Annotated in this window: 23 protein-coding genes and 1 pseudogene; 5 read left to right on the top strand and 19 right to left on the bottom strand. The window is 63.4% G+C overall.

Translation table 11 applies throughout. The features are described 5' to 3' along the window. Positions 1-4 precede the first annotated feature (4 nt). Positions 5-1,012, top strand: coding sequence for a phospholipase D-like domain-containing protein (locus ACWV14_RS01650; protein ID WP_454902116.1), 1,008 nt, complete (start codon positions 5-7; stop codon positions 1,010-1,012). A 67-nt stretch (positions 1,013-1,079) separates the two neighbouring features. On the opposite strand, the gene istB is transcribed toward ACWV14_RS01650, so the two are convergent. Then, complete coding sequence (gene istB, locus ACWV14_RS01645) at positions 1,080-1,883, bottom strand: IS21-like element helper ATPase IstB (protein WP_454901618.1); 804 nt, start codon at positions 1,881-1,883, stop codon at positions 1,080-1,082. Then, complete coding sequence (istA, locus tag ACWV14_RS01640) at positions 1,873-3,462, bottom strand: IS21 family transposase (protein WP_454901620.1); 1,590 nt, start codon at positions 3,460-3,462, stop codon at positions 1,873-1,875. The genes istB and istA overlap by 11 nt, the downstream gene beginning before the upstream one ends. 58 nt (positions 3,463-3,520) lie before the next feature. Between istA and ACWV14_RS01635 the strand changes: the two genes are divergently transcribed. After that, positions 3,521-4,189 carry a WYL domain-containing protein gene (locus tag ACWV14_RS01635; RefSeq protein WP_454902114.1) on the top strand — a complete coding sequence of 223 codons (669 nt, stop codon included), beginning with the start codon at positions 3,521-3,523 and terminating at the stop codon, positions 4,187-4,189. A gap of 389 nt (positions 4,190-4,578) precedes the next feature. Here ACWV14_RS01635 and ACWV14_RS01630 read toward each other — a convergent pair. The 11 genes from ACWV14_RS01630 to ACWV14_RS01580 all read right to left on the bottom strand — a co-directional run bounded on the left by ACWV14_RS01630 (position 4,579) and on the right by ACWV14_RS01580 (position 12,949). Then, a protein-coding gene (locus ACWV14_RS01630; RefSeq protein ID WP_454902123.1) for an IS3 family transposase occupies positions 4,579-5,777 on the bottom strand; the annotation gives its coding sequence in 2 pieces (ribosomal slippage) (positions 4,579-5,510 and positions 5,510-5,777; 1,200 coding nt in all). A gap of 33 nt (positions 5,778-5,810) precedes the next feature. Further along, positions 5,811-6,524 (bottom strand): hypothetical protein, encoded by a 714-nt coding sequence (locus ACWV14_RS01625; protein ID WP_455342631.1) that lies wholly within the window; start codon positions 6,522-6,524, stop codon positions 5,811-5,813. Positions 6,525-6,875: 351 nt separating this feature from the next. Continuing rightward, positions 6,876-7,784 (bottom strand): RES family NAD+ phosphorylase, encoded by a 909-nt coding sequence (locus tag ACWV14_RS01620; RefSeq protein ID WP_454902110.1) that lies wholly within the window; start codon positions 7,782-7,784, stop codon positions 6,876-6,878. A 510-nt stretch (positions 7,785-8,294) separates the two neighbouring features. Next, the gene (locus ACWV14_RS01615) at positions 8,295-9,113 is read right to left on the bottom strand and encodes a metallophosphoesterase (protein WP_454902108.1); all 819 of its coding nucleotides are present in this window, start codon (positions 9,111-9,113) and stop codon (positions 8,295-8,297) included. Next, the gene (locus tag ACWV14_RS01610) at positions 9,110-9,562 is read right to left on the bottom strand and encodes an HAD domain-containing protein (RefSeq protein ID WP_454902106.1); all 453 of its coding nucleotides are present in this window, start codon (positions 9,560-9,562) and stop codon (positions 9,110-9,112) included. The genes ACWV14_RS01615 and ACWV14_RS01610 overlap by 4 nt, the downstream gene beginning before the upstream one ends. Before the next feature lie 31 nt (positions 9,563-9,593). Continuing rightward, complete coding sequence (locus ACWV14_RS01605; protein ID WP_454902104.1) at positions 9,594-10,538, bottom strand: metallophosphoesterase; 945 nt, start codon at positions 10,536-10,538, stop codon at positions 9,594-9,596. A gap of 23 nt (positions 10,539-10,561) precedes the next feature. Further along, positions 10,562-11,065, bottom strand: coding sequence for an HAD domain-containing protein (locus ACWV14_RS01600; RefSeq protein ID WP_454902102.1), 504 nt, complete (start codon positions 11,063-11,065; stop codon positions 10,562-10,564). Positions 11,066-11,091: 26 nt separating this feature from the next. After that, complete coding sequence (locus tag ACWV14_RS01595; RefSeq protein WP_454902100.1) at positions 11,092-11,307, bottom strand: hypothetical protein; 216 nt, start codon at positions 11,305-11,307, stop codon at positions 11,092-11,094. Next, positions 11,304-12,137 carry a metallophosphoesterase gene (locus ACWV14_RS01590; protein ID WP_454902098.1) on the bottom strand — a complete coding sequence of 278 codons (834 nt, stop codon included), beginning with the start codon at positions 12,135-12,137 and terminating at the stop codon, positions 11,304-11,306. Before ACWV14_RS01590 ends, ACWV14_RS01595 begins: the two co-directional genes overlap by 4 nt. 30 nt (positions 12,138-12,167) lie before the next feature. Further along, positions 12,168-12,299, bottom strand: a complete 132-nt coding sequence (locus ACWV14_RS01585; RefSeq protein ID WP_454902096.1) for a hypothetical protein — start codon at positions 12,297-12,299, stop codon at positions 12,168-12,170. A 311-nt stretch (positions 12,300-12,610) separates the two neighbouring features. Further along, positions 12,611-12,949, bottom strand: coding sequence for a hypothetical protein (locus ACWV14_RS01580; RefSeq protein ID WP_454902094.1), 339 nt, complete (start codon positions 12,947-12,949; stop codon positions 12,611-12,613). Between the two features lie 279 nt (positions 12,950-13,228). Between ACWV14_RS01580 and ACWV14_RS01575 the strand changes: the two genes are divergently transcribed. Beyond that, positions 13,229-13,477, top strand: a complete 249-nt coding sequence (locus tag ACWV14_RS01575; RefSeq protein ID WP_454902092.1) for a helix-turn-helix domain-containing protein — start codon at positions 13,229-13,231, stop codon at positions 13,475-13,477. A gap of 162 nt (positions 13,478-13,639) precedes the next feature. After that, positions 13,640-14,245 (top strand): annotated as a pseudogene (locus ACWV14_RS01570) (ATP-binding protein); the annotation flags it as partial. A gap of 25 nt (positions 14,246-14,270) precedes the next feature. Here ACWV14_RS01570 and ACWV14_RS01565 read toward each other — a convergent pair. The 6 genes from ACWV14_RS01565 to tssJ all read right to left on the bottom strand — a co-directional run bounded on the left by ACWV14_RS01565 (position 14,271) and on the right by tssJ (position 24,251). Beyond that, on the bottom strand, positions 14,271-16,211 hold the full coding sequence (locus ACWV14_RS01565; protein WP_454902090.1) for a serine/threonine protein kinase: 1,941 nt from the start codon (positions 16,209-16,211) through the stop codon (positions 14,271-14,273). A 31-nt stretch (positions 16,212-16,242) separates the two neighbouring features. Continuing rightward, positions 16,243-16,956 carry a type VI secretion system-associated protein TagF gene (tagF, locus tag ACWV14_RS01560; protein WP_454902088.1) on the bottom strand — a complete coding sequence of 238 codons (714 nt, stop codon included), beginning with the start codon at positions 16,954-16,956 and terminating at the stop codon, positions 16,243-16,245. Between the two features lie 133 nt (positions 16,957-17,089). Then, a complete protein-coding gene (gene tssM / locus ACWV14_RS01555; RefSeq protein WP_454902086.1) occupies positions 17,090-20,758 on the bottom strand; it encodes a type VI secretion system membrane subunit TssM in 3,669 nt (1,222 codons plus the stop codon). After that, positions 20,758-22,125 carry a DotU family type VI secretion system protein gene (locus ACWV14_RS01550; protein WP_454902084.1) on the bottom strand — a complete coding sequence of 456 codons (1,368 nt, stop codon included), beginning with the start codon at positions 22,123-22,125 and terminating at the stop codon, positions 20,758-20,760. The genes tssM and ACWV14_RS01550 overlap by 1 nt, the downstream gene beginning before the upstream one ends. Before the next feature lie 8 nt (positions 22,126-22,133). Next, on the bottom strand, positions 22,134-23,429 hold the full coding sequence (tssK, locus tag ACWV14_RS01545) for a type VI secretion system baseplate subunit TssK (RefSeq protein ID WP_422088821.1): 1,296 nt from the start codon (positions 23,427-23,429) through the stop codon (positions 22,134-22,136). Positions 23,430-23,672: 243 nt separating this feature from the next. Further along, positions 23,673-24,251 (bottom strand): type VI secretion system lipoprotein TssJ, encoded by a 579-nt coding sequence (tssJ, locus tag ACWV14_RS01540; protein ID WP_454902082.1) that lies wholly within the window; start codon positions 24,249-24,251, stop codon positions 23,673-23,675. A gap of 105 nt (positions 24,252-24,356) precedes the next feature. Here tssJ and ACWV14_RS01535 point away from each other — a divergent pair, with 105 nt between their 5' ends. Then, positions 24,357-24,725, top strand: a complete 369-nt coding sequence (locus tag ACWV14_RS01535; RefSeq protein WP_454902080.1) for a TssQ family T6SS-associated lipoprotein — start codon at positions 24,357-24,359, stop codon at positions 24,723-24,725. The last annotated feature ends 44 nt before the right edge of the window (positions 24,726-24,769 follow it).

Genomic DNA, 24,769 nt, shown 5'->3' with positions numbered 1-24,769 from the left:
ATCCATGTTGACGATCCCAAAGCGACTTGCCGTTGTCCTCATACCACTGGCAGCTTTGTTGGCGGGGGGATGTGCCACCCTTCCTGAACCGCGGCCACGGCCGGTGACCTTTGCCATAGACGACGCCGGTGCAACGACTTTGGGCAAGCTTTCTTGCCGAAGAATCGCGGGGGACTCATCGGGCATGTCCGGCTTCCGTCTCCTGGCAGAGGCCGCATTCGCGCTAGATGCCCGAGTCGCACTCATTCGGCATGCCGAACGAACGATCGACATGCAGTACTACCTGATCCGCAATGACGATGTGGGGTTGATGCTGCTCAGGGAGCTTCGCGACGCGGCCGCCCGCGGTGTGCGAGTCAGGCTTCTCGTTGACGACTTCTATCTTGGAGGCGAAGACGAGATCTTCACTGCACTGGCCTCATTTCCTAACGTGGAGGTTCGGATTTTCAATCCGCTTCCGTCCCGAGCCTCTGCGTTACCGGTGCGCCTGGCCTTTTCCATGTTCGAACTGCTGCGCATCAACCACCGCATGCACAACAAGTTGCTGGTAGCGGACAACAGCTTTTCTGTAACGGGTGGCAGGAACATCGGCAACGAGTACTTCATGAAGGATGTTGCCGCCAATTTCATCGACGTCGACGTTCTAGCGAGCGGACCAGTGGTCGGCGAGATGTCTCGTTCCTTCGACTCGTTCTGGAACAGTGGTCAAGTTTGGGATGTGCGTGATGTCAGTCGACTTTCCCTAGCGACGCTAGAGGCCCAAAGACGCTTCAATGACGTTGCCCGAACGGCTGTCCCTGACGTGCCGCTCAAAGCGCAGGATCTGTTCGGCAGGCCGCCTGTGGGGCAACAGTTCGCGCAGGGGCACGTCGACTGCCACTTAGCCCATGCTCGCTTCTACGCTGACAATCCAGGAAAGCTGAACCTCCAGCACGACCTAGCCTACAGCGGGAGCGTTTCTGAAGGAGCATTCGACGGGATTGCCCACTCCTTAGAGAAAGTGAGGTGTTGAGTTCCATGGAATCCTGACCCGCGATTTCCATCGAATATTGACCCACCCTCTTTGCGAGCCAGCCGGCTCACGGTGTGGATAAGTTCTTGGCTTTCTCCTTTTTAGGTTGGACTGCTTGAACGGGTTGAGCCGAGCTGTGCTTGAAGCGGAAGCTGTCGTTTCCGGTCTCCAGAATATGGCAGTGATGCGTGAGCCGGTCCAGCAACGCCGTCGTCATCTTCGCGTCGCCGAAGACGCTGGCCCACTCGCTGAAGCTCAAGTTGGTTGTGATCACCACGCTCGTGCGTTCGTAGAGTTTGGACAGCAGATGGAACAACAGCGCGCCACCTGATGCGCTGAACGGCAGGTAGCCCAGTTCATCGAGCACCACCATGTCCGCGTACATCAGTCGGTGCGCGATGTGGCCGGGATTGCCACTGGCCTTCTCTTGCTCGAGTGCGTTGACCAGTTCTACCGTCGAGAAGAAGCGCACCCGGCGGTGTTGGTGCTCGATGGCCTGCACGCCCAGCGCCGTGGCGATGTGGGTCTTGCCGGTGCCCGGACCGCCCACGAGCACCACGTTCTGCGCATCGTCCATGAACTCGCATCGGTGTAGCTGACGCACCAGCGCCTCGTTGACCTCGCTGTTGGCGAAGTCGAAGCCAGCGAGATCGCGATAGGCTGGGAAGCGAGCGAGCTTCAACTGGTAGGCCACCGAGCGTACCTCCCGCTCGGCTGTCTCTGCCTTTAGCAACTGCGAGAGCATCGGTTGGGCCGCCTCGAAGGCCGGCGATCCCTGCTCGGCCAGCTCCGCGACGGCCTGGGCCATGCCGTGCATCTTGAGTTCGCGCAGCATGATCACGATGGCGCCGCTGGCAGGGTCATGTCGCATGGCGCACCTCCTGGCTACTCGACTTGGAGTTCAGCGGCCCGCGCAGGCCGCCAGCAGCGCTGGCACGCCCCCGGAGCGTGTCGTAGCGCAGCACATCGGCCTTCGGCTCGTTCATCAGGCGCAGTGCCTGCGGTGCCGTGACAGGCGCCGGCGCAATGGGCTTGGCATCGAGCAGTCGGTGCAGCACATTCAGCACATGAGTCTTGCTGGCCACGCCGGCTTCCAGCGCCAGTTCGACCGCGGTCAGCACTGCCTGCTCGTCGTGGTGCAGCACCAGCGCCAGGATCTCCACCATCTCGCGGTCTCCGCCTGGCTGCTTCAGCAGCGCGGCCTGCAGCCGCCGGAAGCCCTGCGGCAGCTCGCTGAAGGGCGCTCCGTTCCTGAGCGCTCCTGGCTTGCGTTGCAGCACTGCCAGGTAGTGCCTCCAGTCGTAGACGGTCTGACCTGCGGTGTCGTGGCGACGGTCAATGATGCGCGTGTGCTCGCACACGATCTGGCCCTCGGCCGCCACGACGAGGCGTTCGGCGTACACGCGCAGGCTCACTGGCCGGTTCGCGTAGGAGGCCGGAACGCTGTAACGGTTGCGCTCGAAGTGCACCAGGCAGGTGGGCGAGACGCGCTTGGTGTGTTCCACGAAACCATCGAAGGGTCTGGGGATCTGCAACAGTAGTGGCCGTTCCTGCGCCCAGACATCGGCTACGGTCCCTGGCAGCTTGCCGTGGACGATCTCGCCCCACAGCGCCTTGCAGCGGTCCTCCAGCCAGTCGTTGAGCAGCGCCAGCGTGGCGAACGCCGGCACAGGTTGCCACAACCGGTGGCGCGCATCACGCACGTTCTTCTCGACCTGGCCCTTCTCCCAGCCCGAGGCCGGGTTGCAGAACTCGGCCTCGAACAGGTAGTGACTGACCATGGCGCTGAAGCGCGCGTTGATGTCGCGCTCCTTGCCGCGGCGTACCTTGTCCACGGCGGTCTTCATGTTGTCGTAGATGCCGCGCCGAGGCACGCCCCCGAGTACCTCGAAGGCCCGGTTGTGCGCATCGAACAGCATCTCGTGGGTCTGCAACAGGTAGGCGCGCACGATGAACGCACGGCTGTGGCTGAGCTTGAAGTGCGCCACCTGCAGCTTGGTGCGTTCACCAGCGATGACGGCCCAGTCCTCGCTCCAGTCGAACTGGAATGCCTCGCCGGGACCGAAGGCCAGAGGCACGAAGGTGCCGCGCCCGGTCGTCTGCTGGACCTCGTGGAGATGCGCATGCCACGCTCGTGCAAAGGCCGCCACGCGGTTGTAGGAGCCCTGGTAGCCCAGCGCCACCAGATCGGCGTGCATCTGCTTGAGCGTGCGCCGCTGCTTGCGTGACTTAGACGCCTCGCTCTTGAGCCAGCCGCCGAGCTTCTCGGCGAACGCGTCGAGCTTGCTCGGGCTGATGCGCTTCGCGTAGCTGGGCGCCGCCTCGCCCTCGCGAAGGTACTTGCGGATGGTGTTGCGAGACAAGCCCGTGCGCCGGGCTATCTCTCGGATGGACAGTTGCTCTCGCAGTGCCCAACGCCTGATGACACTCAGTGTCGCCACGTCAATCACTCCTGTGCTCCTGCTGCTAAAAGCAGCAGGTTAGGGTTATCACGTGGGTCAGATTTAGATGGAAATCACCGGGCCAAGTGGGTCACTTCTGGATGGAAATCAACACGAGCAGTACTTAGCGCAGTTGCTGGCCATCAACCGGGGTATCCTGGACCCAACTCAAGCATTGATTGGCAGCCGCCCCCCGACGGAGTCGGTGCTTGTCCCCAACCGGACAGTCGACCGCAGCATCCTCTCCGCGCTGCTGTCGGCCATTGAAGCCTCGCAAACAGTGCGCGTGTGCTATCAGTCGATTGCCCGCGATGAGCCGCGCTGGCGAGACATTAGCCCGCACGCGATGTGTACGGATGGTCTGCGCTGGCACACGAGGGCCTACTGCCAGCTGCGTAGTGGGTTTCGTGACTTGGTGCTGGGACGAATCCTTGCTTTGGAAGATCCTCGACCATCCAGTACCGACGTCGCCTTAGACCACGAATGGCACAACCTCGTGCAGATCGTGCTCGCGCCCCACCCAGACCTGTCTCAAGCGCAGCGTGAGGGCGTAGAGATTGACTATGGGATGAGAGATGGAGCCGTGACCCTGGAGTGTCGACAGGCTATGCTTTTCTACACGCTTCGCACACTAAATTTTGACCACCTAGGGGTCCCACGAGAAGGCGAGCGGCAGCTGGTCATACGAAATCTAGATCGGCTAAGGCCAGTTCTCCCTAAGCTAGGCCAAGCTTAGGCTGGCCAAGAAGAAACTGATCGCGATGCTGGAACAGGTGCATCTGCAGACGGCATGAAGGGCCGCAGGGCCTCTCGAACGCACGGGATGCTCGGCGAGACGAGCCTGTGAGCGCAACAATCAAATACGCGCGCTCGCCATCACGCCAATTTACGACTTGATCAGATCTTCCCTAGGCCGCTGATCACGATTGCACTGGCGCTAACACCGATGGACGGATCCGCGGCCATTGCGACAAAAGCGTGCCTTTCACCAGCTTGTCCATGAGGTGCAACCACACCTCTCATTTCCACAAACCCCTGCGCGAACTTCGACGGCGCGAGCTCTTGGCGGCCCTATCGCAACTAGGCTGACCTTGCCCCTGTTTCGTGTAGCTCTTAACCCACGATTCACGCGGCCTTTTTACGCTGTGCCTCGTACCAGCGCTGCTCGTACTGCATCGGGCTGAGGTAGTCCAGCGATGAATGCAGCCTGCGGTGATTGTAGAAGGCCATCCAGTCCATCACCGCCTGCCTGGCCTGCTCACGGGTAGCGAATTTGTGCCCATGCACGCTGGCTGTTTTCAGCCGGCCCCAGAAGCTCTCGGTCGGTGCGTTATCCCAGCAGTTGCCTTTGCGGCTCATCGATGAACGCATGCCCCAGCCCTTCAAGGCATCTTGGAACTCATGGCTGCAATACTGGCTGCCCCGGTCGCTGTGGAATATCACCCCAGGAGGCGGCCTGCGGCGCCACCACGCCATGGCCAGCGCGTCCTTGACCAGGCTGGCCTGCATGTGCGGCTGCAGGCTCCAACCCACCACCTGACGGTTGAACAGGTCGATGACCGCAGCCAGGTAAAGCCAGCCCTCGTCGGTTTGGATGTAGGTGATATCGCCACTCCAGAGCTGGTTGGGCGCCTCGGGGTTGAAGCGCCGCTGTACCAAGTCGGGCGCCACCGGCAGGCTGTGGCGGCTATCGGTGGTCACCACGAACTTGCGTTTGGTCTTGGCCCTGATGCCGTGCTGCTGCATGAGTTTGCGCACCCGGTCTTTGCCCACTCGGATGCCCCGGGCCAGCAGTTCCTTGTGCATGCGTGGCCAACCGTATTCCCCCTTCACCTCGGCGTGGATGGCGCGCATGTACGCCAGCAGGGCTTCGTCGCTGTGACGCCTGGCAGGTCTACCGTGGCCAGAATCACGCCGGCGCAGCCAGTTGAAGTACCCGCTGGCGCTGACCTCCAGCACCCCGCAGGACACATTCACCGGGTACAGCTTTCTCATTTGGTGAATCCAGGCGTACCTCGCAGCGTGTCCTGCGCGAAGTACGCCGCGGCTTTTTTTGCGATGTCGCGCTCCATGCGAAGGCGAGCATTCTCTGCACGCAACCGGGCTATCTCCATCTGCTCGGGCGAGACTTGGATGCTCTTGTCACCACCGCCCGCACCGTCCAATTCTCCCTTGGCTGACAGCCGCACCCAGTTGCCCAGGCTCGCTTTGGGGATGCCCAGTACCTTGGCCACCACCGCAATCGCCTGACCCGAGCGGACCTGCCGAACAGCCTCCTGCTTGAACTCTCGCGTGTACTGCGCACGCACCTGCTTGTCACTCATCTCTGAACTCCTTGTCGGTATTTTCAACAAGGGTTAAGAACTCCACTTTTCAGGGGCAACCTCAGGCAGAGTGAACAGCTCTTTCATGACTCGTAGTGATTGTTTTGGATCAAGCGCTATGACCACCTCTGCTTGTTCGTCGTCGAGATTCATCAAAATCATCAACGGCATGCCGTTCAGATAGTCGAAATGCGAAACGTCTTCATCGAGCAGGTTCACGAGTTTCGCCGCACCGCGTGGGTCTTGCAACAAGGCATCCAGATAATCCCGCAATGGTTCTGCGTCCGGCCGAACGGGTTGGTACTGAACTGGACTTTTCATTTTTCTGGCCTCACGGACGTGGGTCAGATCTAATACTAGGTCTTCGTCAATCGACACCTTGCGATCAAATGCCCAAGTGTTATATGCATATCGGATATCAACTCCGTTGTCAGACACTGTTACGAGCATATCTTGCTGATCGATCTTGTATTCGCTGAATTTCCCACTGATTGGTCCTTGGACTTCTAACTCTTTTATTTCGAGAAATAGGACCGCAGTACGCTCGACGTAGAATCCGATGTCATAAGGTTTTCGTCCAAATTCCTCGGCATTTTTGGCCTGCGCAGCGGGAGAGGGAAGGCTAATATGCACCCGGGCTGGGGCGATGTTGGAAGCGGCCATCGCATTTCGGAAGTAATGTTTGATAGCCTCAACAATTTGGAATTGAATTAGGGATTCTTGCTTTGGCATTTTGTTTTGGGTCACGTCGCTTTATTTGGCTTGCTTCACGTTATTTCCTTTGGAACAGCCATCGTCCAAACACCAACCGCATCAAGACCTGCGACGCCCGCTTCGAAGTCTTCCTAAATGTACGGGCGTCGATTGGACTCTGCTCACCTCGACTACTCACATGCCTATGGCACTCCTGTTCTACCGTGGAACACCTAACGGACTTGTATGTTGCTGGCGAGCACGCATTCGCCCGTTTGTTGATTTTGCCCCGGATGTGGCGCTGAGCAGGGCCTCCAACTCACTGGCATTGGTAGTTCTGAGGGTCAATCCTTCGCCGCTTTTCTTGCCATAAATGAAGTCTGGCGACACGCACCGGCAATCATCTCAATAGCTCAGAGCTTGTTTCATTCTCTGCGTGATCTTCATCGATTCGATCTCGTGCACCTTGGCGCTGTTCTCGACATACTGGACTGGGGCATTGGTGTATAGCCTTGCATCATCAGAGTATTTGCCCAATGCTCCATTGAAGATCACCACGTTCGTGCCACCATTCGCTTGCGACGATTCAAACAATATTGCATCGTACTTGCCGCACGAATAGAGATAATCGGCGACGACCTGCGTCTCTAAATACTCATGCTCCGCGCCCGCCGGAATCGGGCGTGCAATCCGCTCTTGAAGCTTTCGTAGAAGACCGCGCATTACGGCTCGTTTTCGGTAGTTTGGCTCCCAAATGCTGAACCATGCGCCCTTGCTTCGGGAGAGCACTCTGAAGTCGACCACCTTGAGTGCGCGCGTGACCTGGAACTCCCCGACTACTACTCGGCTTCCGATTGAGGGCCTTGTCTCCGCAACTGCCGTTTCAAAATCTAGAGCGGCATAAAACGCAGGGCTCCGCTCAGCGTTCATGCGATTTGCGGGTGTTCTGTTCGGAGGTGGCGCGTGAAGTTGCCGAGCAAGGTCGTGCACTATTGGCAGGAACTCTTCCTGACTGTTCGCACGCCTCGCCCGATAGAGGCGCCTACCAACCTCGAGCACGGTTTGGGGCTTGACTTCCTTCACAAGCCCCCCCGCGGAGAGCTTCCCCAATACAGCGAACAGGTCATTCAGAAAATTGAGAGCCTCGTCGTTGAAATACCTGCTCCCGGAGCGAAGCATTGTCTGGAATTGCACCCATGCTTGATCTTCTGCTTCATGGTCTTCTCGATCGCAGATCCACAGGTGCTTCTCGTCCGGCGCCAGTGCAAACCCAACCTCGGCTCTTGCAACAGCTGCAATCAAGTCATTGACCATGCCGGCGTTTGCGGCTTCTAGGTTTTTCCGAACCACCTCACCCACTGGACGCGGTTGACGGTATATGCGAGATGCGGGAGTCGAGGTATCACGGAGCTCTTGCAGTCGCGTAACGACAACTGACGCAAGCGCATTAACGAACGCGAACGAACTCACTCTTTTGCCGCAATATGTGCAGATGGAATGCGCCGACGCTGCCGCTTGCACGAACAGCGACCTGTAGTGAATGCAGGACTCGCACGCAAGCTTTCCTTGATTCGCGGAAACAGGGGGTCCTAGGACTGTCATGTGTATTGGGCAAGGATGAGATTTCGAAGGGCGGAGTGCAAGTTCTTACCCCATTCGACGCACCGGATAGAGCCTCACGATTGAGGTTCGAGAGACGATGTGGACGCAAGAGGTTGATGGCACGCACTCGCACGAGCAAATCTTGCTCCATGGAGCGATACATGTCACGCAGAACACGAGCTGTTTGCAGCTTCTGCTGCACACAAAAATTCGCGTCTTGAGTCAGATCTCGATCACCAGCCCAGGTTCGAACGCCTTGTTTTCAATCCTACCGCTCCAGTTCACGTAGCCGCGCGGATTGCTCACGACTCGGCAAGAACGGACTCGATAGTCGAACTGCTGATGCGTATGCCCATGCACCCAGAGTATGGGCACATTGAAGAAGGCATCCGGAAGCTCGTTAACGAACGCGCCTGAAGCCCAATCACCGGCGTAGCGCTGCGCGAGCGAACCACGATGAGGTGCGTGGTGCGTCACGACCACCGTCGGTCCGGGAAACGTTTCCGAAAGCTTCTCGCGCAACCAGGCGCGCTGCGCCTGATGAAGCCGAAATGTGTCCGCCGCCTGGAGCTTTCTTCCTTGCCTGTAGCGCCAGGTATCGGGCTCAGCTGACTCGTCAATCGTGCGGATCAGCGCGTAGTCGTTCAGCAGATTGGTTGCCATCTTCATGGCGCGCCCGACATCGCTGACCGGACCTTCAGGCGTCTCGATGGCGAGCGCAAAGTCGGTCCACAGCGTCGCACCGAGAAAGCGTACCCCGTCGATCACCAGCTCGTCACCGTCGAGCAGATGGACATTGCTTCCTTCGGCTTCGCGGCGCGCCTCGGCCAGTGTCGTGTCCAACCGTCCGTCGTAGTACTCGTGGTTTCCAAGCAGATAGATCACCAGCTTGCCGCGAAAGCGATCCGCCGCCCACTGGACGGCGCGCTTGGCCGGCGAATGAATGTCGCCCGCGAGGACGACGACATCGAACTTAAGATCCGGCACCGGCTCGAATGGGGCGAACTCGAGGTGAAGGTCGGAAAGAACCAGTACTTTCATTGGGATGCCCCTTCAAAGCGCGCACGAAGCTCGGCACCGGCCTTGTCGTCGAAGCCGGTGAACGAGCCGCACACCACCAGATGGTCCTTGTAGTGATTGAACTGCCAATAGGCATCGTCGAGTGCGACCCATGGCTCATCTACTGCATCGTGGATCTGTAGCCAAGCAAGGATTTCTCCTTCGCGCTTCCCGTACGGCGGCGGAAGACCAAAGCCCGAATGCGGCGTGGCTCCGAGAATGCGGGCCCGAATGTCGCTGGAGAACGGCTTCAGCAAGGTCTTGTAGAGAAACTGCTCGCGCCAGGATGAACTGATGACGATCTTCACGTGTGGGAACTCGCGCAGCAACGCCTCCAGGCGTGGCAGGAAGCAGAAGTCGATGTCGCCGTTGAGGATGTGATCTTCCCCCTCCGGATGCAGCACGCCGTCGAAATCTAGGAACAGGATCACCCTGAATCTCCTGGCCCACATCCATCGGCCCTCATACGACACCGCCGTGTTGAATGGCGTTGAGCATCGATTGCACCTTGTCAGAGCCACCCCCGGCCGCGAACGCCGCCGGCGTTTGACCATCGAGAAGTTCGTGCGGCTTGTTCAACCAGGCTTCGGTTGCTCCGCCGAACACTTGGGTCGCGAGATTCAGTAAGTCTTGTGGCGGGCTTTCCAACCCAGCCTCTTCCTGGGTGCTCCGCGGCCACGCCAGGTGCGAGCCCATGTCGACGCCGAAGGCCCTGAACGGCGCCGCGGTGGTCATCAAGCCCTCGCCGACATAGTCGATGCACCGGTGGTGGTGTCCGTGAACCACCAACTGGACGCCTAGCTTCTCGGCGAGCTCGTCAATCACCTGCCAGCCGTGCGGGTGAGCCGACGGCGCCTCGTGCGTCACCAGGATGTCGGCGGGTCCGCTTCGCAGCAACCGCTGGTACTCATCCGGGAAGATGGAGGACCGGTGCTTTCGGGAGATGCCGTCGCGCCACCGTTCCTCGCGCTTCATGGTGCGGCGCATGGCCTCGCTCGACTGGAACGCCGCCTCTTCGATGGGCCGCCGAGGATCCCAGATCTTGCTGCGGAAGATACCGCCCAGGCCCGCGACCTTGAACCCCGCGATCTTGACGACCCGCCCGTGCAGGTTGCAGGAGGCGAGCTCCGATCCCCAAAGGTTGTCGTAGTCGGCGTCGGAGTCCGTGTCGTGGTTCCCGTGGATGAACCAGATCTCGGTGAGATCCAGGATCGACCTCAGCTCGAGGTGCAGAGGCCGGCGCGCCTGGATGTCACCCAGCAGCACGATCGCATTAGGCTGAAAACGCTCGACCGCGGCGATGACCGGATCGAGATCGCCATGCGGGTCGCCGAAGAACATGAGCTTGGGCTTCGACTGGTTGTGCTCGGATCGCGCATGGAGGTCCGACGAGATGGGCGGGTTCATTTCATGTACCGAATGGCGGTTCATCACCCAGCCGCGAACCGCAGGAAGTGCGAGCGCAGCTCCTGGAAGCTGTCTTGATCGAACGCCCGCGTGGGATCGGTGAGCACGAGCCGCGCGAAGCCCGCTTCGAAGCTTGAGGGCCAATCGTCAAGTGCAACCCACTCTGCGTCACGGCGGCTATTCCCTTCGAGCCAGGCTTGGATCTCCAACTGACGCCGGTGGTGGACGGCCACACCGGGGTCAATCTGCGGCGTCGCGCCGATGATTCGGTACCGGATGTCGGCGCTGAAATAGCGCTGCAGCTGCTCGATGCTCTCGGCCAGCCGCCAATCCGACGAGATGATGACGTCGACAGACTCGAACTCTCGAAGAAGCACTTCCAGCCGCGGCAAATGGCTGAAAAACCTGCTGCTGAACGAGTAGCCCACGCCGACAGGATGGAGAACACCATCGATGTCCAGGAACAGCAAATCGCTGGAATCACCCGTGCCGCCAAAGGCATCATGGGGCAGCGTCGCTTCTGCCATGGGTAGACGGCCAGTACAGGGCTTCATCATCCAACAAACCCGGCCTGGAAGGACTCAAGGAGATTGAGCACATCGGCAGCTCGCCCTTCGGCTACCAGCGACTCGGCGGTCCTGTAATCAAACAGCGCGAGTGGCTCGTTCCTGTACCAGAGGGTGGCCGCCTCGAGGTCCCCGCCCGAGACCGCAGTCGCGGCAGCCAGCACTTGCTGGATCGTGTGGGTAGATGATTGGATGTCGCTCATAGCTCGACCACGAGCTCGGGGTTGAACCGCTTGTTCTCCAGGCCGCGGCCATGCTGCAAGTACCCATGGGGATTACACACCACCCGGCAGTTCCCGACCTGATAGTCGAAGCTCTCGTGGATGTGGCCGTGCACCCAGAGTGAGGGCACTTCGAAGAAGGAGCTTGGGAGCTCGCTCACAAAAGATGCGGACAGCCAGTCGGACTGATAGTGCCGCGCGAGAGAGTTTCGATGCGGGGCGTGGTGGGTCACAACCACCGTTGACCCGTCGAAGGGCTCGGCCAGCTTCCGGGCCAGCCAGGCGTGGTCACTCTGGTTAAGCGCCCGCGTGTCTTCGGGTACCAGACGGCGCTTTGTTGACTTGGCGGCTACCGCTGGCGCATCGGAACACCCCGGCGCTTCGGCCCACCGGATCGATGAGTAGTCGTTGAGATGGACCTTGGCCGCCTTCGTGGCCCGCTCGACGTCGACGAGAGACCCTGCCTTGGTCTGGATCGACAGCTCGAAATTGGTCCACAGCGTGCAGCCCAGAAACCGGACGCCGGCGATCACGGCTTCGCCGGGCGCGAGAAGATGCACGTTGCACGACCTCGCGGTGAGCGCCATTTCCTTGAGCGTGGTCTGCAGAACACCTTGATAGAACCCATGGTTGCCGGGCACGAAGACGATGGGGACTGTCTCCCCAAAATTCTCTGCCTGCCGGGCCCAGCGCATGGCCTTGGAGCCGGGCACGGAGAGATCCCCGGCAAGGATCACGACGTCGCAATCGACCTGCGGGACGAGAAAGCTACCGAACTCGAGGTGCAGGTCCGAAAGGATGAGCAGCTTCACGTCGGTAGGCCCATTTTTCCAGCAGCGTATTCAGGCCATCAGGATCGAGAGCTTGGCGTTCCATGCCTCGCCATCGGACTTAGATGGCACGGCAACGCGGATCGTCGGGCGATCGAAGTCACTGGTCTCGAAGAGGAAGTGCACGTGCTGAAAGCGAAACATCGGGTTTGCGGATATTCGGTCCATAAGAGCTGCCAAGTCTTGAAGTAATCGAGGTCAACTGTCCGGGCAGTCCTTCCGCGACTGACGATGCAGGCCTTCCGGGCATCCGGATCGAACAGGATGCAGGTTCCCGCCCCAATCGCCCAGCATGCGGCGAGGATCGACCGGGAATAAGCTTGCGCCCGATACCTGGCCTAGTTCCCGGAGTAGCTGTTCACGTCCTGTCTGGATCGAACGAGGAGATGCGATCCAGGCCCAGTAGAAGAGAGCCAAGACGAAGGCGAGCGCCAGGAGGAGCGGGATTTCCATGTTCAGTTGACCGGCCAGATCTGGCGCTGAATGCTGAACGGAGTGCGGATGTCGTAGTGTGTGAACTGGGCTCCGCGCTCATCTTCGAGGACCAGATGTTCGACTTGAGCGGCGTCGGCGTTGGTCGCTGACCAGATCTTTCGGATGTCTCGAATTTCCCAACGATCAGGATCGCTCTCCATCGGCGCCAGATACTGAACGTGTCGCAGCGATTGCGGCCCCACGCTCTCGAAGAGATTGAGGAAGTCACTTTCGTAGATCAACAGGGCACGCTCTGAGATCTCAAGGTCGTCTTCTTGCACCACCCAGGTCGGGAAGAACGCAGGAATGCTCAAGTTCAACTGGACTGCTCTCCAGCACCTCGCACCAGGCCCTGCCAGCATGGAGGAGATCCTTACCTCGTGCGAATCCATCGTCATGAACATAAAAGTGAACCCTACATGTTGCAGTCGAAGGTGAAGCCTGATCTCGAATACCTTGCCACTCTTGTGCTCAAGCAATTCAACAAGCTATACGAACGCTGTGTACTACGACTCAGAAAACCATTTTGCTACTTAAACGCATCAAATTACCATCTTAGCGCTGTCGATAAAAAACACTAGACAGGGAATTCTTGGTGGATGGGCCAACCTCAACCAAGAACACACAGTGCAAGGCAACGGGTAGCCTTCCGTCTGCGCGTTATCCGCGCGGAACGCCGCATCTCTCAGGAGCAGCTCGCCGAGGCTGCGGGGCTTCATCGGACATTTGTAGGGGCCGTTGAGAGGGAGGAGAGGAATATCTCCATCGACAACCTTGAGCGCCTTGCATACGCCTTGGACGTTGACGTTTCGCTTCTGATTTCGCCTGTGGTCTCTCACTCACGGTGATTAGGAGGCGACGACAACCTCGAGATGCTCAGCGGGAAGTTATCCACAGGCCCTCGTCCTCCCCCTGCACCCCCTCCTGTTTTACGTAGATCTTCGAAGGCGCAGACCGAATACCTCGGGGTCTCAGCCATCTGTCATGTCACTGGTATAACTAAGCGGTGCGTCGATGAGTTCCCGGAATTCGCACGCTCGGCGCTGGAGGCGCTGCGCGAACCGCTGGAGACCGGCACCATCACTATTGCACGCGCAGCGCGGAGTGCCGAATTCCCGGCGAAATTTCAACTGATCGCCGCGATGAACCCCTGCCCTTGCGGCTACCTGGGTTCCGCGTCGAAGGCCTGCCGCTGCACGCCCGACCAGATCTCGCGTTACCAAGGGAAGCTCAGCGGCCCGCTGCTGGACCGCATCGACCTCCACATCGAGGTGCCCGCGGTGTCGGCGCAGCAACTGCTCGATGCGCCTCCCGGCGAATCGACGGAGAGCATCCGCGGCCGGGTGATCGCCGCGCGCGAACGCGCGATGCAGCGCCAGGGCTATGCCAACCAGTCGCTGCAGGGCAGCGCGATCGACAAACACGCCGGGCTCGACGATGCGGCGCGCAGATTCATGTTCAACGCGGCGGCCAAGCTGGGATGGTCAGCGCGCAGCACGCACCGCGCACTGAAGGTGGCGCGCACGATCGCGGACCTGGGGTCGGTGGAGGCGGTGCAGGTGGAGCATCTGGCTGAGGCGGTGCAGTATCGGCGGGCGCTGCGGGACAGCGCCTGAAGAATCCAGACGCCGCTGCAGCCTCCTACTTGAACTCGTGACTCACCACAGGCGCCGACTTGCTGTCCTGCACAGTCACCCGTTGCCGATACACCTCGAGCTCGCCATTGCGCACCTCGATGTTGTAGATGCCAGGCCGCAGCGGCAGCGACTTGAGCGGCGGGCTCACGCCGCGGTCGGCGCCGTCGACGAATACCTGACCCCACGGGCGGATGTTGAGCACCACGCGGCCCATGCCCGGCGCGGCGGCGGTCGCGTCGGGTGCGACCGGCACCGCGGGTGGCGACAGCCGGTTCAGCTCGGCGATGGCGTTGCGTGCGTCGCGGGCGTGCAGCCCGCGGCGGTAGCGGCGCAGGTAAGCTTCGTAGCCTTCGCGCGTGTTCTCGGCCTGGGCCAGGCTCCAGTCTTCCGCCTCGGCGGTCGCGAGCGCTGAATCGGCTGGCGTCGTGGTCGGCGGATTGACCGGCACGTTCTCGATCGGCGTCAGCGGTGCGCCGGCCGGCGTTGCAGGGGCTACAGCCGGCGCACCGGCGACCGGCGTACTGGTACCGCCGCCAACAGTGGCAGGGGCCGTCGTCGGGCCAGCATCGGTGACGGGCGGCGTGGTTGCCGGCACACCCGGCGCAGCACCCGCATCCGTGGCCGGCGGCGGCATCACAGCAGGCGGCGACGTGTTGCTCGACATCGGCCCAGCCGGTGGCGGCACCGGCACCATCGCGGTCGAGGTCTGCTGCTTCATGCCCGACGTCAGGCGCAGGCCGATCCAGCCACCCACGGCCACGAGCGCGACGAACAGCACACCCACCATGACCCAGGGTGGACGGCGCGACGACGCTGCATTCTGCGTCTTCGTCTTCTTCACGGCGGGGGCCGGGACCGGCGTCTCCACGGCAGCCACCGGCACGGGCTCCAGCGGCACCGGCGCCGACATCGGCGAGAACTGCTGCGGCACCAGCGGCGGCGGCGGCGGCGTCGCCGACACGGGCGCCGCGGGAATGATCACCGCCGGCACGCCCAGGCCGCTCACATAGATGTCGCCCAACTTCACCAGCCCCAGCTCCGCGGCGAAGGCAGCCACGGTCTGCGTGCGGTCCTTGCTGTGCACGGCCAGCGTGTGGTCGACGGCGGCGCAGAAGCCCGGGCTCAGGTCTTCGCGGCCCATCGAAGACAGCGGCACATAGGCGTCCTGCACGCTGCGCACCACGGCCGAGGGCGGCGGATGGCCCGTCACGGCACGGTAGAGCACGGCGCCCAGCGCGTACAGGTCGGTCCAGGGGCCCTGCAGCAGGGTGTTGTCGTCGGCGTACTGCTCGATGGGCGAGTACCCCGACTTCACCATCACCGCCACCTCGTCGACCAGGTCGGCGATCGACTTGCGCGCCGCGCCGAAGTCGAGCAGCACCGGCAGGTCATCGGGCTGGATGAAGATGTTGTCGGGCGCGATGTCGCGGTGGAAGCACTGGCTGCGGTGCAGCGTCTCGAGCGCGCCCAGCAGCGGCCCCAGCATGCCGAGCAGCCAGGCCTCGTTGATGCGGCCGGGCTCGTCTTCGGCGAGGCGCCGCAGGGTGCGGCCCTTGTAGAGCTGGATCGCCATGTAGGCGGTCGAGTTGGCCTCCCAGAAGCGATGCACGCGCACCAGCGCGGGATGGCTGAACTGCGCGAGGGTGCGTGCCTCGTTGATGAAGCTGCGCAGCCCTGCCTGGAAGGTGGCCGTGAGGCGCTCGGAGCGCACGAGCACGCTGTCGTCGCCCACGCGGCGCGCGAGCATCGACGGCATGTATTCCTTGATGGCCACTTCGCGCTGCAGCGAATGGTCGTACGCGCGGTAGACGATGCCGAAGCCGCCCTCGCCGATCACCTCGAGCAGTTCGAATTCATCGAGCCTGTGGCCCAGCTCCAGCGGATGCGGGCGTTCGTCGGTTGGCGTGTCGGCCGCAGTGCCTGCGGTGCCGTGCGTGGTGCTCATGCGTCTTCTCCTCCCTCGGGATGTCGGCTTTTCATGCCCATGGCACATGCCCCTGCGAAAACAACTTGGAAAACAGCGGTGTGTTGAGCCCGCCACCATGGGCCGCGGTACGCAACGGCGAACCGTCGGCCTGGTTGGTCCACCAGTAGCTGGTGCTGCCGGACGGGTCGAAGCACAGTGGAAGCTCCGGCCAGCCGAGCCGCTGCTGGGCGCTCGCGCCACCCGCTGTAGGCCCGAGGATCGAGAGAATGTCGTCCGAGCCGCCGCTCGCGGTCTGGAAGCCGGCGCGGCCCGCGGCCAGCACCTGGCCGTCGAACTGGTCCGGCGCCACGCCGTGGCGGATGGCCTGCAGCAGCGCGCTGCCGCATTGCCAGTACCACGCGGCCGAGCCTTCGAGCACCGACGGCCGGTAGTTGCGCGCGGCCACCTGCAGCGTGACGCACACCGGGTAGTAGCGGCCCACGCGGTCGCAGCTCGGCGCGATGCAGCCGAACTGCACTGCGTCGACGCCCTGCGTGGCGGGTATCGCGAAGTTCCACACCGGCGCCACCGCGTAGTGCCGCGTCATGGCGTCGGGCCAGCGCTTGAAGCTGCCCAGGCCGTTCTGCATCCAGCGGTCCCACCAGGCCTGCAGTTCGTGCGGCATGCGGCGGTAGAGAAAGTCGCCGGCGGCGGGCAGCTTGCCGTACCAGCCGATCTGTTCGTCGACGGGCACCCAGGCCTGCGGGGGAATGCTGCTGTTCATTAGATATGCCCCCAGACAACATCGCGGCATATGCCAGGCACACCGCGGAGCCGGCTTTGCCGGGCCGCTGGTGCTGCCGCCCCCTGCAAGGGGGCAGGAGAAGCGACACGAAGTGCGCGAAGCCTGGGGGTGTTCATGATTTCCCGGGGCACGAGAAGCTGTTCATCTGCGGCAACCGCAGCGGGTTGTAGACGCTGTTGGCCGTTACCGCCAGCACCACCTTCTTGCCTTGCAGGTCAAAAGTCGCGTTGAAGGATTCGGGCGAGCTGCCCGACGAGATCGATGCCTTGTCGAACAGGCGGTGCAGCGCCCACGGCCCCTCGGTCACGATGCCGCCGGCGGGCGTGCCGTTGGCCGTGGTCACCTGCAGCCGCACCTGGTTGCTGTTGCGCGGTCCCGGCCACTTGACGGTGCTGGGCGCCTGCGGGCCATGTGCATAGCGCACCGTCTGGCCGTCGACGTCGAGCGTGAACTGCGTGAGAGCGGCGTCCATGTCCTCGGGCCGGATGTCGAGCGTGAACGACGGCGTGCGCCCGCCCGCCATGCCCGAGAAGAACACGTCGCGGATCGCCTGCGCCTTCTGGAACGAATCGAGGTAGGCCGAACGCCCCGCTGCGCTGCCGTCCACGCCGCGCTTGAAGGCCCATGGGTTGACCGAGGTGTCGACCTGGGTGATGAGGTTTTTCTGGAAGAAGTCGTCCATCATCCCGCCCGGTGCGAACAGCTGCGCGAAGTCGCCCGAGGCCACGTCCCGGTTCGAGCCGCGCGTGAACGGGTAGCGCCCCGCGATGGCCTGGTTGCAGAACGAGCCGATGCTGGCCGCCGCGCTCTGTCCGATGTTCTGCCGCGTCACCGCCGCCGCCTTCGACGACGCGGTGGCCGACAGGTCGTTCAGCATGCCCTGGAATGGCACCGGCAGGCGTCCCGCTTCTGCCTGCACCTTGGTGACGGCGTCGCTCGACGGCGGGATGTTGCCGCTGCGCAGCGCGGTGTCGGTGGCGGTGAGGAAGGTGTAGAGCTCGTTGATGAGCGCGGCGGTCGCATCGATGGGGGCCTGCCCGCCCTGCTTGGGCGCGGTCACCATGCGGCGCAGCGGCTCGAAGTGGTTGTCCACCAGCGATTCGGGCCGGTCCACCTGCGCATTGCGGCGCTGGCTGCCATCGGGCTGGCCGATGAGTTGCTCGATGCGCTCGCGCGTGCTGGCCACGCGGTTCTGCGCCTGGTCGAGCAGGCCGCGCGCTGCCTCGTCGTGGTTGCGCAGCAGGTCGGTCTCGCGCGCCGCGCCACGGATGATGCGCGACATCGGCGACTCCGAGGTCGAGAGCACACGCGTCATCTGGATGCTCTGCAGCAGCGAGCGGCTGTCGGCCAGCCGGATGTCGGTGAGGTACTCATCCCACACCCGGATGTAGTCGGTGAGATAGAGCCGGCGCACTTCGCGCAGCAGCAGCTCGCGCGAGGTGATGTCGGCAATGCCCGGCGCGCGGATCTGCAGCACCCAGCGGTCTTCCTGCTCGAGCGACAGCGTGGTCTCGGCCATGCGCTTGTCGAAGATATCCCAGTAGCCGCGGTAGGTGAAGAGCGTGGGAATGCCGTCGGTCAGCGGCTTGCCGCTCGCGCGGCGGATCACCAGTGCCGATTCGGCACCGCCCGCCTCCGCGATGGTGAAGGCGTTGGGCGGGCTGGTCTGCAGCAGGATGCGCCGCAGCCGCGCATAGGAGCGCTGGGCCAGCGGCACGCCGGCCAGGCGCTCGCGCGTCTGGGTGACGAGGCGCTCGTCCTTCGCGAAGGGCGAGGTCAGCACGCGTCCCGCGAACAGCGCCTTCAGGTGCGACTCGAGGTTGGTGCGCTGCTCGCGCGTGAGCGACGCGCCGATCTTGCGGTCCACGTCGCTCAGCAGCCAGGCCTGCAGGAAATCGGCGTCGTAACGCTCGGCGTCGAACAGCATGAGATAGGCCTTGAGCGCCTCGTAGCTGTATTCGGCGTCGTTCTTCGAGGCTTCGCGCAGCGACTGTTCCACGCGCTGCGCGGCCTGCGGCAGCAGCACGGTTTCCAGCGCGCGCTGGTAGACGCCGTCGGTCGCGGCCTGCAGCTTCTCGCCCTGGTAGAGGCCGAAGCGGTATGACAGCGGCGGATCGCCGACGTCGAAGTGGCTCGACTTCGGCAGGTCGCGCAACCGGTCGAGGATCAGCAGCGAACTCGCGATGTCGCCGCCCGAATCGACCACCGTCGGCAGCTCGCCGCGCGCCGCCGCCTTGTTGAATGCCTTGGCATTGCCGTCGACCTCGGCCACGTAGTCCTTGTTGTTGCGCCAGCTGTTCACGCATGCGCCCAGCAGCACCACCAGCAGCACGCCGATCAGGCTGTAGCCCGCGATGTCGATGGCGCGCTTGCGCCGGTACCAGCGCAGGTTGGTGCCGGCCACGCCCGCGTCGCGGAAGATCACCTGCTGCAGCAGTTCCTTCAGGAAGTAACTCTTGCCCGGGCCCGGCGGCGGCGCGGGCGGCGCGTTGACCTGCAGGTAGCGCTTGATAGCGCCCATCACGCGGTCGAAGGCCGTGCCTTCCTGCGTGCCGCTGGTGAAGTAAACGCCGCGAAGCATCGACGCGGCCTCGAACTTCGACGGATTGAACACGTCGGCCAGGAAGGTGCCGAGGATGTCCTCGAAGCTCGCGAACTGCTGCGGCAGCAGGTAGGCCTGCGCGCGCCGCATCGGGTCGGGCTCGGCGGCCAGCAGCTCGGGCAGGCGTTCGTCGAGGCGCTGGTGCAGCAGCCTGTATTCCTGGTGGAAGCGTTCGCGCAGGTCGCCGCCTTTCAGCGGGGCCGCGCCCTTGCCGGCCTTCGCGCTCTTGTTTGCGGCATTGCCTTCGATGGGGAAGGTGAAGCCCCACACCTGCTGGCGCTCGGCGCGGCCCAGCGAGCCGAAGTATTCGTTGAAGCCCGCCAGCAGGTCGGTCTTGGTGACCAGCACGTAGACCGGGAAGTCGATGCCCAGGTCGTTGCGCAGCTCCAGCAGCCGCTTGCGCAGCGCCATTGCGTGGCGCGCGCGCTGTGCGTCGTCGGCCAGCGGCAGGTCGGCGATGCTGATGGTGAGGATCGCGCCGTTGATGGGCTGGCGCGGGCGGAACTTCTTCAGCAGCTCGAGGAAGCCCTTCCACTCGCTCTCGTCGGTCTCGCGGTTGCTCTCGTGCGTGGTGTAGCGCCCGGCGGTGTCGATGAGCACCGCCTCGTTGGTGAACCACCAGTCGCAGTTGCGCGTGCCACCGATGCCACGCACCGCGGCCTTGCCGAGCTGGTCGGCCAGCGGAAAGTCGAGGTCGGAGTTGACCAGCGCCGTGGTCTTGCCCGAGCCCGGCGCGCCGATGAAGATGTACCAGGGCAGCTGGTACAGGTACTGCCGGTCGAACACCGAGAAGCGGCTCGCGGGCTTGCCGTCTGCCCCCTGCCCGAAGCGCATGTTCTTGAGGATGGCCGTGGCGTCGGTGAAGCCGCTCTGCAGCTCCTTGATTTCGGGCGCGTCCTCGGGCTTGGCCTCTTTCTCCTTCTTGGAAGGCGTGCGCAGCTGGTTCAGCAACTGCGCATTGAGGCGGCGCTCGCGCCACTTGCGGTAAACCAGCCGCGCGAGCCAGACCACGAACATCAGCGCGATGACGGCGATGCGCACGATCTCGTCCTCGAGCGGACGGTAGCGGCCCACCGCGATCGCGGGGCCGATGATCCAGATCAGGAACGCGAGCGCGATCAGCCCCAGGAAGACCCAGAGATCGCGGCTGATGAGAAAACGGAAGATGGCGCGCAGCATCAGCGGGCTCCTCCCGGCTGTTGTGGTGCAGGCGCGGGCACGCCGGCCACCGGCGCCACCAGCAACGTGACCTCGACGCGGCGGTTGCGCGCGCGGTTGGCCGGCGAGTCGTTGGGCGCGATGGGGTCGGCGTCACCCCGGCCTTCGGCGCGCAGGCGCTCGGGCCGTGCAAGGCGCGTGGCGATCATCTTCTTCACCGCGTCGGCGCGGGCCTGCGAGAGTTGCCAGTTGGACGGAAAGCGCACGCTGCGGATCGGCTGGTCGTCGCTGAAGCCGCTGACCAGCACGTTGCCTTCGACGGCATTGAGCGCATCGGCCACGCGCGCGAGCACCGGGGCGTAGCGGTCGAGCACACGGTCGGAGCCCGATGCGAACAGGCCGTCGCCGCGCAGCACCACCACGCTGCGGTCGGCCTCGTCGCGCACGGTCAGCAGGCCGTCGCGGATTTCGGGTTCCAGGAAGCGCTGCAGGCGTGGCGTGGGCGCGGGCATGACCACGGCGCGCGCGGTCTGCGGCAGCCGCACTGCATTGACGGCCGCGAAGGCGCCATCGGAAGTGCCCGCCAGGTTGAACGTGAGCAGCGCGAACGCGACGAGCAGCAACACCGCCGCCACCGCGCCCACGGCCCAGACCGGCAGCCAGTTGCGCGTGCGGCGCACCGGCGCGCTCGCGTCCTGCCAGTGCGGCGACAGCGGCACCGCGATTTCGCCGCGCGTCTGCCGGATGATCTGCAGCAGCCGCTGCTTGAGCGTCTCGAGCTGCGAGCGACCGTTGTCGATGACGCGGAAGCGTCCCTCGAAACCCAGCGCCAGGCAGAAGTAGATGAGCTCGATCAGGTGCAGGTGCTGCTGCGGGTTCTGCACCAGCCGCGACAGCAGCTGGAAGAATTTCTCGCCGCCCCAGGTCTCGTTGTGGAACATCACCAGCAGGCTCTGCGACGACCAGATGCTGCCGCCCCACGGCGTGAGCGCGGCGGCCTCGTCCACCGCCGTGCACAGGCAGTAGCGCGCGCCGATGATCACCTCGGGCGCGATGCCCGCCTGCTGCGCGCGTGTCTCGAAGCGACGCACTTCGTCGACCAGGTGCTCGCGCAATTGCGCCGGCGCAGGGTGATGGCCGGTCGCGCGGATCTGCGGGATCAGGTCGAGCAGCGGATTGGCCGCCGCCACCAGCGGGTTGTTGCCCGCGAGCGCCGTATCACCCGCATGCGGACGACGCGCGTCATGCCATGCGGTGAAGGACTCGGGCTGCGCGCCCATTCCGCGCTGCGCCGCGGGCATGCCGCCCGCGTCTGCAACTCCGCCGCCACCTGGATTCGGCGGCACGAAGCCTCCCGCGCCGACGGCCATGTCGTTCACACCGTTCATAGAGTCCCTCACGGACGGATGGCCCAGAACTCCATGGCCAGCCCGGGAAAGTCACCGGCCAGGTGCATTGCCACGCCGCCCGACTTCTCGAGCTGGCGCCACATGTCGCCGCTCTTGTCGAGTTCGAAGTAGTGGTAGCCCGCGTTGTACGGAATCTGCCGCGGCGCCACCGGCAGCGGACGCACCGTCACGCCCGGCAGCTGCAGCTGCACGAGGTCGCGAATGCGCTCGACCGAGCCGATCTTCACCTGCGTGGGGAAGCGCTGCTGGATGGCGTCGGCCGGCAGGTCGGCATGTACCGCGAGCACGAAGCCCGCGTTGCGCACCAGCACCGGGTCGGGCATGCGGCCCACGCGCACGCCGTGGCTGCGCTCCTCGAGCTCGATGGCGATCGCGCTCTGCTCGAGCACGGCCGACAGCGAACGCCGCAGCTCTTCCATCAAAGGACGAATGCTTTCGTTGAGGTTGTCGTGGTCGTACACCGGCCACAGCACCGGGCGCCGCGTGGGCGAAGTGTGCGTGGCCAGGTGGCAGGCCAGCTTGAGCCAGTCGATGAACAGCTGCTCGGGATGCACCTGCACCGCCTGCTGCGCATGCCACGTGAGCGCGAGATAGCGATTGACCAGCTCCAGCAGCAGGAAGTCGGACACCTCGCTCACGCCGCCGCGCCCCGGCTGCGACAGCCGCGAGGCCAGTGCCTCGGAGCGCTGCGTGAGCAGGCCGTGCAGCTCCGCGATCATGCTGCGCAGCATGGTGTGCGCGGAAGCATCGAGCACCGGCGGAATGTAGTTGGCGTCGATCACCAGCTTGTGGTCGGTGCGGCGCTCGATCACGCGCACCGCACCGATGGCCTGCCATTCGGCAGTGAGCGAAGACGCGCGCGCAAGGCGCAGGCGCGGCGCGGCAAGCTGCAGCACCGCCGGGCCCAGCGCGACCGCGTTGCCGTCGTTCACCTCGCGCTCGATCACGCCGAAGCGCGCGGCCGAACCTTCGTCCTCCGAGAAGATGACCTCTTCGCTGCCTGGCCTGCGCAGCGGCAGTGCGAGCACGATGAGTTCATCGGTCAGGTCGTTGGGTACTTCATAAGGCAGCGGCGCGTCTTCAGCACCGAAGGAAAACGGCGTGCCATCGGGCAGCACGCCTGCGCCGCCGAGCAACGACACGCGGCCGAGCGCATAGGCATCGCGATCTATCTCGAGATGCAGCCAACCCCAATAAGCGCCTTGCAGGCCGGCAGTGCGACGCGTCACGTATTGCTCGACGTAACGCTCCAGTTGCTGGAAATGCTGGGGCCGCAGGTACATGCCTTCGGACCACACCACCCTATTCGCCAACGCCTGCGGATGAGCGCCGTTTCTTCCAGCGCCCTGATTGCGAACTGTCACCAAAGACCTCCTGGGAGTGCTCACATGGAAGCGGAAGGCGCATGCACGGACGCCCTCCCATCGAACGATTTTTTTGCTCCGATGCTACACGGCGCGTCTTACGATTTGCCCCGCATTTCGAGCGCGAATTTCTCGCACTTTCGTACTAGGGAGTACAGAAAATTAACGACTTGGTAGCACCTCGATGCCACTCTTGCGGACCACGACCTGCACAGCCTGTTCGCTCGGAGAGAACTGCCAGACCTTGTACAGGTTTGTTTGCTTTGGCTCCTTGAGCGGCAGCACGATGCGCCAGCGCGCGGCTTCCAGCTTGCGATAGCCCGCGATGATGCCGATGGCGCGTGAATCGAGACCCGCCTCGCGTTTGAAGACACGCTCTTCGCCGCTGCGCATGATGGCCTGGTCGGCGTTCACGAGTTCCGCAGCCAGCGTCTCGCGGTCGCGATCCTGTAGTGCAAAGTAGTCTGCTGTCTCGAAGTTACCGGAAGATTTCAGCTCGAAGACCTTCACCAGGATGGGTGCGGCCTGGCCGCGTCCGTCGGGGTTCACGCCGTCGTCGATGCGCACTGTGACGGCATAGGGCGTGGGCAAGGACTTGGCTGTGGAAGCGCATCCACTGAGGCCCGCCAACAACGGTGTGGATGCAAGTGCGCCTTGCAGCAGGCTTCGTCGATGCATTGAGATCTCCCCGGCTGGTTCGCGGCCTATATTATCGAAGTCATGCGCATCCACGATGCGCATCGCGTCGTTGTCGCAACACTGCGGCACACTGCCTCAAACATTGCTTTCGCAAAGTAGGAGAGAAGATTGAAGTCATGTCTGCCTGCTCTGGCGTTCACACTTTGCGTGATAACGGGTTGCACGACCCCGCCGCCGCCCGAGCCCGCACCGCAACCCGAGCGCCTGAGCCAGCAGGTTGCACGCACGACCCTCGAGCGCGCGCAACAGGCCTATGACGAAGGCGACTACGCCAAGGCCATCAGCACGCTCAAGAGCGGAGGCGTGTCGGTGTTCGAAGGCGCGGAGCCGGCCACGCGCCTCGACGCGATGAAGCTCGAAGCCTTCAGCTACTGCGTGGCCAACCAGGTGCCCGAGTGCCGCGCGCAGTTCCGCAAGATCCTCGACGCCTTCCCGAGCTTCGACCTCAACGTGGCCGAGCGCAAGCACCCCGTGTGGGGCCCGGCCTTCGAAGCCGCGAAGCGAATGAAGCGTTGACCGGCCACGCCGGTCCCCGCGCCCTGCGCACCTTGCGCGGGCGC

It is taken from the genome of Variovorax durovernensis (genome assembly GCF_977011995.1).
This window is presented reverse-complemented; position numbering and strand designations above follow the sequence as displayed.